Below are 11,972 nucleotides of genomic sequence, written 5' to 3'. Positions count from 1 at the left end.
GTCAGGCCTCGCCGATGTCGATGATGATGTTGCCGTCGGCGTCCGAACGCGCATGATCGCCGGGCTCAAGCACAGTGGTGGCGTCCATCTGCTCGAGGATCGCCGGCCCTTCGATTGTTGCGTCGAGCGGCAGCCTTTCGCGCGCATAGACCGGCGTGTCGTGCCAGCGCCCGCTGTACCAGACCGGCCGGATCTCGCGCCGCGCCTCCTCCAGCGTCGCCGCGCGTCCTGCCGGGTCGATCAGCTTAGACAGGTCGATCTGCGGCCGCACGCCCGTCACCGAGGTGTTGAGGTTGACGAGATTGGCGCGGATCTCCGGCAGTTCAACCTTGAAACGCGCGAAATAGGCTTTTTCGAACAGCTGCTGCAGCGTCGCCCGTGAAACCGAGGATGAGGGCAGCGGCACGTTGATGATGTGCGTCTGGCCGACGAATTGCATGTCGGCGGAGTGGGTGACGCGGATTGCATCGGGCTTCACCGCTTCCTTGCCGATCAGCGCCTCGCCTTCGTTTCGGTGCCGTTCCAACAACTCGCGAAGCTTTGCTTCGTCGAGGCTCGCTACCGGCTGGTTGACCGTATTGACGAAGTCGTGCCTGAGGTCGGCGACGACGCAGCCGAGCGCGTTGGTGATACCCGGGCGTGCCGGCACCACTACTTTCGGCAGGCCGAGTTCGCGGGCCAGCGCCGTCGCGTGCAGCGGCCCGGCGCCGCCGAAGGCGAACAGCGCGAAATCGCGAGGGTCGTGGCCGCGCGACACCGAAACCATGCGGATGGCGCCCGCCATCTTCATGTTGCCGAGCCTCAAGATGGCACCGGCCGCCTCGACGCCGGAAAGGCCCGTGTGCCTGCCGATTCTGTCTTCGAAGATTGCGGTGACGCGCTCGACAGTGACCGGATTGTCGACCGCAAGCAGCTTCTTCGGCGCCAGCCGCCCGAGCACCAGATTGGCATCCGTGATGGTGGGTTCCGTGCCGCCGCGCCCGTAGCAGATCGGGCCGGGATTGGCACCGGCGCTTTCCGGACCGATCTGGATCAGGCCGGCGGCGTCGACGCGCGCGATCGAGCCGCCGCCGGCGCCGACGGTGTGCACCGCCACCATCGGCACATGGATCGGCATCGCATATTCGATCTCGATCTCGTTCGAGACCGCGGGCTCGGCGTTGCGGATCAGCGCCACGTCGGTCGAGGTGCCGCCCATATCGTAGGTCACCAGGTTGGCGAAGCCGGCGCGCTTTCCCGTGTAAGCGGCGGCGATGACGCCGGAAGCCGGACCGGACATGACGGTCTTTGCCGATTCCTGCGTGACGAAGCGGGCCGAGATCATGCCGCCATTGCCGTTCATGATCAGGAAGTCGCGCGCATAGCCTTTCGCCGCGAGCTCCTTGCGCAGCCGCTCGACATAGCGCTCCAGGATCGGCTGCACCGAGGCGTTGACCGCCGCCGTCACGCCGCGTTCGAATTCGCGCGCCTCCGAAAGCAGCGCATGGCCGGTCGTGATGTGGCCGTTCGGCCAGAGCTCCGCCGCGATTTCGGCCGCGCGCCGCTCGTGCGAGGGGTTGGCGTAGGAATGCAGGAAATGGATGACGAGCGACTCGCAGCCGGCGTCGAGCAGCTTTTTCACGGCATCGCGCATTTCGGCCGCGTCGAGCGGCAGGCGAACCGCGCCGGACGCCTCGACGCGCTCCGAAACTTCGAGCCGCAGATCGCGCGGAATGACTGGCACGAAGGTGCCCGTCATGCCATAGGCTTGCGGCCGCGTGCGCCGTCCAAGCTCGATCACGTCGCGGAAGCCGCGCGTCGTGATCATGCCGGTCCTGGCCAGCCGGCGCTCCAGCACGGCATTTGTGGTGGTCGTCGTGCCGTGCACGATGAGGTCGATGCCCTCGACCGGAAAGCCGGTCGCGCCAAGTGCGGCGACCACGCCGAAGGCCTGATTTTCCACCGTCGTCGGGGTCTTGGCGATCTGCACCTTGCCGCCGGCCTTGCCGTCGATCAGAAGCAGATCGGTGAAGGTTCCTCCAACATCGATGCCGGCAACCACGCTTCCCGCCGACGCCGAAAATTTCTCATTCATTGCCGAAACCCGAAATGCCAGGACTACGGATATGCCTCGGTTTGGAAAGCCGTTTTACGCTGCCATCTTGACCTGAAGATCATTTGTATACTAATAAATTCCGGACACAAGAGCTTACCGCTTGGCAGTGTGCAGAGAGCACGTCGGAACCTGACCGTTCGGGCGCGCACGAGAAAGTTTGGCGCCAGCGCCTCGCGTCCGCGCCGGAAAGTTGGGTTGATGAACACGACATCCGCGTTGAACCTCGCCGGCGCAAAGCCGCTGCAGTTCCCGATCCCGGCCAATGTCTATGCCGAGACCGTGGTATCGGTGAAGCATTACACCGACCGCCTGTTCTCGTTCCGCATCACCCGCCCGCAGTCGCTGCGCTTCCGCTCCGGCGAGTTCGTCATGATCGGTCTGCCCAATGCCGAGAAGCCGATCTTCCGCGCCTATTCCGTTGCCAGCCCCGCCTGGGACGACGAGCTCGAATTCTTCTCGATCAAGGTCCCGGACGGTCCTCTGACCTCCGAGCTGCAGAAGATTGAGGTCGGCGATACCGTCATCATGCGCCAGAAGTCGACCGGCACGCTGGTGCTCGACGCGCTGACGCCTGCAAAGCGCGTGTTCATGATCTCGACCGGCACCGGCATCGCGCCTTTCGCCAGCCTGCTGCGCGACCCCGACACCTATGAGAAGTTCGATCAGGTGATCCTCACCCACACCTGCCGCGACAACGCCGAGCTCACCTACGGCCAGGAACTGGTGGCTGCGCTCGAGACCGATCCGCTGATCGGCGAGCTGACCGGCGGGCGTGTCACGCTCTACAATTCGACGACCCGCGAGGAGTCGGCGCGCATGGGCCGGATCACGGCTCTGATCGGCTCGGGCAAGTTTTACTCCGACCTCGGCATCGACAAGCTCAATCCGGAGACCGACCGCATCATGATCTGCGGCTCGATGCACATGCTGAAGGACGTCAAGGAGCTCGCCGAAAGCCTCGGCTTCCAGGAGGGCTCGCTCAGCCATCCCGCCAGCCTCGTCGTCGAGCGCGCCTTCGTCGGCTGAGGCACCTCCCAGTGTTTTGACCATGCGGTCAAAAACCTACTGCTTTTGCCGCCTTTTTCCGCTATGAGCCACTGAAGGACTCGTGAAGGACAACTTCGCGGGCTATCTTCAGTGCACGTCGCTGAATGAAAGGGCAGGAGATGAGCAGCACCATCCGCGAGGCCGGCGCAGGCGCGTCCAAGATTATGCCGCTGCCGGCGCGTGCCGCCGCCAACACGCCGATGCCGCTGGAGCACGGCATTGCCCGCAATCCTGGCATGAAGCTGGACCTCGGCTTCCTCGAATCCGTGCGCAGCGTCAACCGCTCGGCGCTGGAGCGCCGCGTCGCCACCCTCACCAAGCGGCGCTCGATCAAGGCCGACAACCAGGCCGCCTGGCTGCTGCGCGCGATTGCCTGCATGGACCTGACCACGCTGAATTCCAACGACACCGACGAGCGTGTGCGCCGGCTCTGCGCCAAAGCGATCAATCCGCTGCGCCGGGATATCGTCGAGGGCCTCGGCATCGCCGACGAAACGATCCGCCCCGCGGCGGTTTGTGTTTACCATCCCTTCGTGGCCACGGCCGTGGATGCGGTGCGTGGCACAGGCATCCATGTCGCGGCCGTCTCCACAGCGTTCCCGCACGGCCTTGCGCCGCTCTCGACCCGCCTGCAGGAGATCGAGGCCTCGGTGAAGGACGGGGCCGACGAGATCGACGTCGTCATCCCGCGCGGGCTGGTTTACGGCGCCAAATGGCGCGAACTGTTCAACGAGATCGTCGCCATGCGCGGCGCCTGCGGCGACGCCCATCTCAAGGTCATCCTAGGCACGGGCGATCTCGCCACGTTGCGCAACGTCATGCTGGCCTCGATGGTGGCGATGATGGCGGGCGCCGATTTCATAAAAACCTCGACCGGCAAGGAAAGCGTCAACGCCACGCTTCCCGTCGGCCTCGCCATGGTGCGCGCCATCCGCGCCTATTTCGAGGAGACCGGCTATCTGATCGGCTTCAAGCCGGCGGGCGGCATTTCCACCGCGAAGGTCTCGCTCGACTGGCTGGTGCTGATGAAGGAAGAGCTTGGCCGGCCCTGGCTCGAGCCGCAGCTGTTCCGCTTCGGCGCCTCCAGCCTGCTCACCGACATCGAGCGCCAGCTCGAACATCATTTGACCGGCCACTATTCGGCCAACCATCGCCACGCGATGGCGTGAGCCACCCCCCTCCCCCTTGCGGGGAGGGTCGCCGCGAAGCGGCGGGGTGGGGGTCGAAAAACAAATCTGCCTGATCCATGCACCAAACCATTAGCCATTTACCCCCACCCCGATCGGCTTCGCCGATCGACCCTCCCCACACAGGGAAGGGTAAAGGAGCGACCCCATGAACATCCTAGAACGTTATCGCGCCATGGAGTACGGCCCGGCGCCGGAAGCCCGCAACGAGGCCGACGCCTGGCTCGCCGGCCGCGATTTTTCCAGGGCGCTGTTCATCGACGGCGCCTGGAAGGCGGCGGCAAGCGGCAAGACTTTCGATACCAGCGAGCCGTCCTCCGGCAAGCTGCTGGCGAAGATCTCGGATGCCGGCGCCGGCGACATCGACGCCGCGGTCGCGGCGGCCGCAAAGGCGCTGCCGAAATGGTCGGCATCCTCGGGCTACGCCAGAGCCAAAGTGCTCTATGCCATCGGCCGCGCCATGCAGCGTCATCAGCGCCTGTTCGCGGTGTTGGAATCGATCGACAACGGCAAGCCGATCCGCGAGAGCCGCGACATCGACGTGCCGTTGGCCATCCGACACTTCATCCATCATGCCGGCTGGGCGCAGACGCTCGAGAAGGATTTTCCCGACCACAAGCCGGTCGGCGTCGTCGGCCAGGTCATTCCGTGGAACTTCCCGCTGCTGATGCTGGCCTGGAAGATCGCGCCCGCGCTTGCGGCCGGCTGTACCGTGGTGCTGAAGCCGGCCGAATTCACTCCGCTCACCGCCATACTGTTCGCCGAGATCTGCGAGCGCGCCGGCGTGCCGAAAGGCGTGGTCAACATCGTTCAGGGCGGACCGGAGGCGGGTGCCGCCATCGTCAACCATCCGGGCGTGCAGAAGATCGCCTTCACCGGTTCCTCCGAGGTCGGCAAGATCATCCGCAAGGCAACCGCCGGATCGGGCAAGAGGCCGTCGCTGGAGCTCGGCGGCAAATCGGCCTTCGTCGTTTTCGAGGATGCCGACCTCGACAGCGCCGTCGAGGGACTGGTCGACGGCATTTGGTTCAACCAGGGCCAGGTCTGCTGCGCCGGCTCGCGGCTCCTGGTGCAGGAAGGCATCGCGGAGGCCTTCATCGCCAAGGTCAAGGTCAGGATGAGCCGCCTGCGCGTCGGCAGCCCGCTCGACAAGAACACCGACATCGGACCGCTGGTCGACCGCACGCAGCTCGACCGCGTCAAGGGCCTGATCGCCGAGGGCGCCAGGCAGGGCGCCACTTGCTGGCAGCCGGACGCTGCCTTGCCGACGACGGGCTACTATCACTTGCCGACGCTCGCCACCTCTGTTTCGCCGGCTAATATCCTGGCGCAGGAGGAGGTGTTCGGGCCAGTGCTGGCGACAATGAGCTTCCGCAACACCGAGGAGGCGGTCGAGCTGGCCAACAACACGCGTTACGGTCTTGCCGCTTCGGTGTGGAGCGAGAACGTCAATCTCGCTTTGCATGTCGCGCCGCAATTGAAGGCGGGCGTCGTCTGGGTCAACGGCACCAACATGTTCGATGCGGCCTGCGGCTTCGGCGGCTATCGCGAAAGCGGCTTCGGTCGCGAAGGCGGACGGGAAGGGATGTTCGAATATCTTGCCGCCAAGCTGCCGGTCGGCCCCGCCATCAAGCCGGCCGCAGTCGGCTCGGCGCAGGTCGTCGAGCAGGCTGACGGTATGGCCATCGACCGCACGGCAAAGCTGTTCATCGGTGGCAAGCAGGTGCGTCCGGACGGCAACTACTCGCTGGCCGTCGCCACCGCCAAGGGCAAGCTTGCCGGCGAAGTCGGCCTTGGCAACCGCAAGGATATCCGCGACGCGGTCGCCGCCGCGCGCGCCTGCAAGGCCTGGCCGGACGCGACGGCCTTCAACCGCAGCCAGGTGCTCTACTACTTCGCGGAAAACCTTTCGGGCCGTGCCGATGAGTTCGCTGCACGCCTTGTCCAACTCACCGGCGTGACGGCGAAGGCAGCGCGCGAGGAGGTAGAGCAGTCCATCGAGCGGCTGTTCCTCTATGCCGGCCTCACCGACAAGTTCGAGGGCCGCGTCCACCAGCCGCCGGCCCGCGCCGTGACGCTTGCGCTGCACGAGCCCGTGGGCGTCGTCGGCATCGTTGCGCCGGACAATCAGCCGCTCCTCAACTTCGTCTCGCTGGTGGCGCCGGCGCTCGCCATGGGCAACACCGTGGTGGCCGTGCCGTCCGAGCGTCACCCGCTTTTAGCCACGGATCTCTACCAGGTCATCGAATATTCCGACATTCCGGCCGGCGCCATCAATATCGTCACCGGCCGCAGCGCCGAGCTCTGCGGCGTTCTGGCCAAGCACGACGACGTCGATGGGCTCTGGGTGTTTGCCGATGCCGACACCTGCGCCAAGGCGGAGGCCGATTCCATCGGCAACCTCAAGCGCGTCTGGACCGGCAATGGCCGCAGCCTCGACTGGACATCGAGCGAGGCGGCTGGCGAGGCCGTCCTGCGCCGCGCCATCGAGGTCAAGAACGTCTGGGTGCCTTACGGCGACTAAGCGCGTTCCAGACCGGGTCTGGTTTGACGACACTCGCGCCGCAAATTCGGCGCGTTTGCCGCAGGCTTCCAGGCTTGACGCATCGGCATGTGTTCTTTAACCAGAAAAAACAATTGGCCTGCGGAATAGCGGTCAGGCTCGCCTGGCACATTGCATCCCGTCTGGCCGCCACTAAGAAAGCTTGCGACACCGGAGGGAAGCATGGCGGATCTGGCAGGCAAAGTGGTCGTCATCACCGCGGCGGCGCAAGGCATTGGGCGGGCGAGCGCGCTGGCTTTCACCAAGGCCGGCGCCACCGTTCATGCCACCGACATCAACGAGCAGCTTTTGGCCCAACTCGGCAAGACTTCCGGCATAAAAACCCGCAAACTCGACGTGCTCGATGACGCAGCCGTGACATCGGCCTTCGCCGAGATCGGCCCGGTCGATGTTCTGTTCAATTGCGCCGGCTTCGTCCATTCGGGCTCGATCCTCGAAATGACGGATGCCGATCTCGACTTCGCCCTGAATCTCAATGTCCGCTCTATGATCCGCACCATCCGCGCCGTGCTGCCCGGCATGCTGGAGCGCGGCGACGGCTCGATCATCAACATGGCATCGCTGGCGAGTTCGCAGAAGGGCGTGCCGAACCGTTTCGTCTACGGTCTGACCAAGGCCGCGGTCGTCGGCCTGACCAAGGCGGTCGCCGCCGACTATGTGGCTAAGGGCATCCGCTGCAACGCCATCTGTCCGGGCACGGTCGAGAGCCCGTCGCTGCAGGACCGCATGCATGCGCAGGGCGATTATGAGGCGGCGCGCGCCGCCTTCATCGCCCGCCAGCCGATGGGAAGGCTGGGCACGCCGGAAGAAATCGCCGATCTCGCCGTCTATCTGGCGGGCGCCACCTACACTTCGGGGCAGGCCTACAATATTGATGGCGGCTGGTCGATCTGACGCCCGTTTCGAAAATTGGGGGCGGTTCGCAGTGCTAGTGGGCGAACAGGAAGATCGGATCGGGGCTACGCGTTCGTCGGAAGCATCGAAAAGTCTGAAAAATCCAGCCTGCCGACCTACTGCGTGGAGTCCGCGCTTGCGGGGTACCAGGCTGATGGCTAGGGTCCGCCCGATTTTCGCATGAGGTCGTGGCGGAAAGTTTTGCAAATCGGTCTTTGGCCGCAAGGTGGAGAGAAAAGATGAAGTTGCTGCGCTATGGCGAGATGGGAAGCGAGCGTCCCGGCCTGCTCGATCAGGATGGCACGATCCGCGACCTTTCGGCCTATGTCGCCGACATCGCCGGCACGGCGCTGCATCCGGCTTCGCTGGAGATGCTGTCGAAGCTCGATCCGAAATCGCTGCCGGCTGTTTCCGGTAGCCCACGCATCGGAGCCTGCGTGGCCGGCACGGGGAAATTCATCTGCATCGGCCTCAACTATTCCGACCACGCTGCCGAGACCGGCGCCACCGTGCCGCCGGAGCCGATCATCTTCATGAAGGCGAGTTCGGCTATCGTCGGGCCGGATGACGACGTGCTCATCCCGCGCGGCTCGGTCAAGACCGACTGGGAGGTCGAGCTCGGCGTCGTCATCGGCAAGACGGCGAAGTATGTCAGCGAGGACGACGCGCTGGATTATGTTGCCGGCTATTGCGTCGCGCACGACGTTTCCGAGCGAGCCTTCCAGGCCGAGCGCCAAGGCCAGTGGACCAAGGGCAAGTCCTGCGACACTTTTGGCCCGATCGGCCCCTGGCTGGTGACCACGGACGAGATCGCCGACCCGCAGAACCTCAAAATGTGGCTGACGGTCAACGGCAAGACCATGCAGAACGGCTCGACCAAGACGATGGTCTACGGCGTGAAGTATCTGGTTTCCTATCTCAGCCAGTTCATGTCGCTGCATCCCGGCGACATCATCTCCACCGGAACGCCGCCCGGCGTCGGGCTGGGCATGAAGCCGCCGGTGTTCCTGAAGGCCGGCGACGTCGTCGAGCTCGGCATCGAGGGCATGGGCCAGCAGAAGCAGACCTTCAAGGCGGACGAGTAAGCGCAGACCTCGCCTTCTCCCCTTGTGGGAGAAGGTGGCCGCGAAGCGGCCGGATGAGGGGTGTTGGAACGATCTCTGCGTTGCAGAAGTAAGCGTCGCACTCCGCTGGAGCACCCCTCATCCGTCTCGGCGCTGCGCCCCGATCCACCTTCTCCCGCAAGGGGAGAAGGGGAGGCCGGCGCTACTTCAACACCCTTCCATCTGCCCCGAACCGATACGTCTTCGCCGGATCCGGCGTTGCATAGAGCGTCGCGCCCGGTTCGGCATTGTAGACGCCGAAGATCCGCACGGTGAGCAGCCCGGCCTTCTCGCAGTCGAGATAGAGATTGGTGTCGGCGCCGAGATGCTCGGCATGCACCACCGTGCCTTTCCAGGCGCCGGATTTTGCATCGACGGTCAGATGTTCCGGGCGCACGCCGACGGTCTTCGCCGTCTCGCCAAGCTTGGCGCCGTCGATGAAATTCATCTTCGGCGAGCCGATGAAGCCGGCGACGAATTCATTGGCCGGCGCATTGTAGAGCTCCATCGGGCTGCCGATCTGCTCGATGCGGCCGGCATTGAGCACGACGATCTTGTCGGCCAGCGTCATCGCTTCGACCTGGTCGTGCGTGACGTAGATCATCGTTGCCTTTAGCCGCCGGTGCAGCTGCGCGATCTCCAGCCTGGTGTTGACGCGCAGCGCCGCGTCGAGATTGGACAGCGGCTCGTCGAACAGGAACAGCTTCGGCTCGCGCACCACGGCGCGGCCGATCGCGACGCGCTGGCGCTGCCCGCCCGACAGCTCCGCCGGCCGCCGCTCGAGATAGGGCTCGAGCGACAGCATCGCGGAAGCGATCTTGATGCGGCGCTCGATCTCGGCCGAAGGCGTGCCGGCCTGTTTCAGGCCGAGCCCCATATTGTTCTTCACCGTCAGATGCGGATAGAGCGCGTAGGTCTGGAACACCATGGCGATGCCGCGTTTTGCGGGCGGCGTGACGGAGACGTCGTCGCCGTCGATCACCACGCGCCCGGAGGTCGAATCCTCTAGCCCTGCGATCACGCGCAGCAGCGTCGACTTTCCGCAGCCGGACGGGCCGACGAAGACGACGAATTCGCCGTCATTGACCTCGAGGTCGATGCCCTTCAGTACCTCGACCGGCCCGAATGCCTTCTTCACGTTCTCGATGTTCAGCGAGCCCACGGCTTCGTCCTTGTTCTAGAGTTTGATTGGCGCGCCGGTGCGCACGCTCTGGTCGGCGGCGAGGCAGACGGCGAGCGACTTCACCGCGTCCTCCATGTGGCGGGTCAGGTCGATGTCCTCGCGGATGGCCTTGAGCAGGAAGGCCTGTTCGAGGTCGCAGAGTTCCTGGTGCCCCGGCTCGCCTTCCATCGACAGCAGTTCGTCCTCTTTGATGAACTTTCCGTCCGGCCCGGTCGCGGCGCTGTGCAGGCGGATGGTCGAGGTCTTGGTGTGCGTGTCGATGTCGTCGGACTTCACGCCCTCCTTCATGACGATCGACACAGAGCCTTTGGGCGACATCACGTCCTTCACGAAGAAGGCGGTCTCCGAAACCATCGGTCCCCAGCCGGCCTCGTACCAGCCGACCGAGCCGTCTTCGAACAGCACCTGCAGTTGGCCGTAATTATACATCGAGGGCGCCACTTCATCGCTGAGCCGCACGCCCATGCCGCGCACCTCGACCGGTCTGGCGTCGGTGATCTGCAGCATCACGTCGAGATAATGCACGCCGCAATCGACGATCGGCGAGGTGGTCTGCATCAACTGCTTGTGCGTTTCCCAGCTGTGGCCGGAGGACTGCTGGTTGAGGTTCATGCGGAATACGTATGGCCCGCCGAGCTTGCGCGCCTCGGCGATCAGCCGCATCCAGGACGGATGGTGGCGCAGGATATAGCCGATCACCAGCTTCCTGCCGTTGGCTTTGGCGGCATCGACGACGCGCCTGGCGTCCGCCACCGTGGTCGCCAGCGGCTTCTCGACGAAGACATGGCAGCCGGCCTCGAACGCCCGCACCGCATAGTCGGCGTGGCTGTCGGAATAAGTAGCGATGGCGGCGACGTCCGGTTTCTCGTCGCGCAACACGTCCTCGAAGGAGCGCCTGATGCGATAGCCCGGGAGCCCATCCGGCAGCGGCACCTCGGAACGGTTGACGAGCGCGGCGATCTCGAAGCCCGGATTGGTGTGATAGGCCAGCGCATGGCTGCGGCCCATATTGCCAAGGCCGGCGACGACGACGCGAAGAGGCTGTTCTGCACTCACTTGACGGCTCCTGACGTGATGCCGCGGATCAGCTGCCGCGAGAAGATGACGTAGAGGATCAGCACCGGCAGGATCGCCAGCGAGAGCGCCGCCAGGATCGCGTTCCAGTTGGTGACGAACTGGCCGAGGAAGAGCTGCGCGCCGAGCGTCACCGTCTTGGTCTCTTCCGACGGCGCCAGGATCAGCGGGAACCACAGGTCGTTCCAGATCGGGATCATGGTGAAGACGGCGACCGTTGCCATGGACGGGCGCACCAGCGGCAGCACCAGCCGGAAGAAGATCGTGTACTCCGACAGCCCGTCGATCCTGCCGGCGTTCTTCAGGTCGTCGGACACCTGCTTCATGAACTCCGACAGAATGAAGATGGCGAGCGGCAGGCCTTGCGCCGTGTAGACCAGGATCAGCGCCGTCAGCGTGTTGACCAGCCCGCTCGCCACCATCAGCTGCAGGATGGCGACGGTGCCGAGGCGGATCGGGATCATGATGCCGAGCGCGAGATAGAGCCCCATCATCGTGTTGCCGCGGAAGCGGTATTCCGACAGTGCGAAAGCGGCCATGGCGCCGAACAGAAGCACGAAGAACAGCGAGGCGACCGTTACGACGAGGCTGTTCTGGAAATAATGCAGAAAGTCGCCCTGGCCGAACACGGTGGTGTAGCCGATCAGGTCGAAAGTTTTGGGCGTCGGCGGCGTCAGCGGCGCGCCAAAAATACCGGCGCGCGACTTGAACGAGTTCATGATGACCAGGATCACCGGGAACAGCGCGATCACCGTGTAGGTCAAAAGGACGGCATGGGCGCCGATGGTCCGGGGAAGCGAATGTGTTGCGGTGCTCATGGCGCGCC

Annotated in this window: 9 protein-coding genes; 5 read left to right on the top strand and 4 right to left on the bottom strand. The window is 64.7% G+C overall.

From position 1 onward, the window contains the following. Window position 1: 1 nt before the first annotated feature. On the bottom strand, window positions 2-2,074 hold the full coding sequence (locus P9217_RS09785) for a hydantoinase/oxoprolinase family protein (protein ID WP_278086107.1): 2,073 nt from the start codon (window positions 2,072-2,074) through the stop codon (window positions 2-4). Window positions 2,075-2,293: 219 nt separating this feature from the next. Here P9217_RS09785 and P9217_RS09780 point away from each other — a divergent pair, with 219 nt between their 5' ends. The 5 genes from P9217_RS09780 (at window position 2,294) to P9217_RS09760 (ending at window position 8,871) form a co-directional block, all read left to right on the top strand. Further along, window positions 2,294-3,121, top strand: coding sequence for a ferredoxin--NADP reductase (locus P9217_RS09780; protein WP_278086108.1), 828 nt, complete (start codon window positions 2,294-2,296; stop codon window positions 3,119-3,121). Window positions 3,122-3,261: 140 nt separating this feature from the next. Further along, complete coding sequence (deoC, locus tag P9217_RS09775) at window positions 3,262-4,311, top strand: deoxyribose-phosphate aldolase (RefSeq protein ID WP_127239947.1); 1,050 nt, start codon at window positions 3,262-3,264, stop codon at window positions 4,309-4,311. A 166-nt stretch (window positions 4,312-4,477) separates the two neighbouring features. Then, window positions 4,478-6,853 carry an aldehyde dehydrogenase family protein gene (locus P9217_RS09770; protein WP_278086109.1) on the top strand — a complete coding sequence of 792 codons (2,376 nt, stop codon included), beginning with the start codon at window positions 4,478-4,480 and terminating at the stop codon, window positions 6,851-6,853. A gap of 201 nt (window positions 6,854-7,054) precedes the next feature. Next, entirely contained in the window at window positions 7,055-7,786 is a 732-nt protein-coding gene (locus P9217_RS09765) for an SDR family oxidoreductase (protein ID WP_095799122.1), read from the top strand. A 239-nt stretch (window positions 7,787-8,025) separates the two neighbouring features. Next, entirely contained in the window at window positions 8,026-8,871 is an 846-nt protein-coding gene (locus P9217_RS09760) for a fumarylacetoacetate hydrolase family protein (protein ID WP_095799123.1), read from the top strand. A 181-nt stretch (window positions 8,872-9,052) separates the two neighbouring features. Here the strand turns inward: P9217_RS09760 and P9217_RS09755 are convergent, their stop codons facing one another. The 3 genes from P9217_RS09755 to P9217_RS09745 are packed head-to-tail and all read right to left on the bottom strand — an operon-like array spanning window position 9,053 to window position 11,964. Continuing rightward, window positions 9,053-10,051 carry an ABC transporter ATP-binding protein gene (locus P9217_RS09755; protein ID WP_066996130.1) on the bottom strand — a complete coding sequence of 333 codons (999 nt, stop codon included), beginning with the start codon at window positions 10,049-10,051 and terminating at the stop codon, window positions 9,053-9,055. Between the two features lie 15 nt (window positions 10,052-10,066). After that, on the bottom strand, window positions 10,067-11,128 hold the full coding sequence (locus P9217_RS09750) for a Gfo/Idh/MocA family oxidoreductase (RefSeq protein ID WP_278086110.1): 1,062 nt from the start codon (window positions 11,126-11,128) through the stop codon (window positions 10,067-10,069). Further along, a complete protein-coding gene (locus P9217_RS09745) occupies window positions 11,125-11,964 on the bottom strand; it encodes a carbohydrate ABC transporter permease (RefSeq protein ID WP_066996124.1) in 840 nt (279 codons plus the stop codon). The genes P9217_RS09750 and P9217_RS09745 overlap by 4 nt, the downstream gene beginning before the upstream one ends. Window positions 11,965-11,972 lie beyond the last annotated feature (8 nt).

Source organism: Mesorhizobium sp. WSM4989 (genome assembly GCF_029625795.1).
In the GTDB taxonomy this organism is placed as follows: domain Bacteria; phylum Pseudomonadota; class Alphaproteobacteria; order Rhizobiales; family Rhizobiaceae; genus Mesorhizobium.
The sequence above is the reverse complement of the archived record's forward strand: the minus strand, read 5'-3'. Positions and strand labels throughout refer to the sequence as shown.

What these genes read in the sequence shown, in the direction of transcription:
- P9217_RS09785 (WP_278086107.1), bottom strand. Translation starts at nt 2,074, where the DNA reads ATGAATGAGAAATTTTCGGCGTCGGCGGGAAGCGTGGTTGCCGGCATC.
- P9217_RS09780 (WP_278086108.1), top strand. Translation starts at nt 2,294, where the DNA reads ATGAACACGACATCCGCGTTGAACCTCGCCGGCGCAAAGCCGCTGCAG.
- deoC (WP_127239947.1), top strand. Translation starts at nt 3,262, where the DNA reads ATGAGCAGCACCATCCGCGAGGCCGGCGCAGGCGCGTCCAAGATTATG.
- P9217_RS09770 (WP_278086109.1), top strand. Translation starts at nt 4,478, where the DNA reads ATGAACATCCTAGAACGTTATCGCGCCATGGAGTACGGCCCGGCGCCG.
- P9217_RS09765 (WP_095799122.1), top strand. Translation starts at nt 7,055, where the DNA reads ATGGCGGATCTGGCAGGCAAAGTGGTCGTCATCACCGCGGCGGCGCAA.
- P9217_RS09760 (WP_095799123.1), top strand. Translation starts at nt 8,026, where the DNA reads ATGAAGTTGCTGCGCTATGGCGAGATGGGAAGCGAGCGTCCCGGCCTG.
- P9217_RS09745 (WP_066996124.1), bottom strand. Translation starts at nt 11,964, where the DNA reads ATGAGCACCGCAACACATTCGCTTCCCCGGACCATCGGCGCCCATGCC.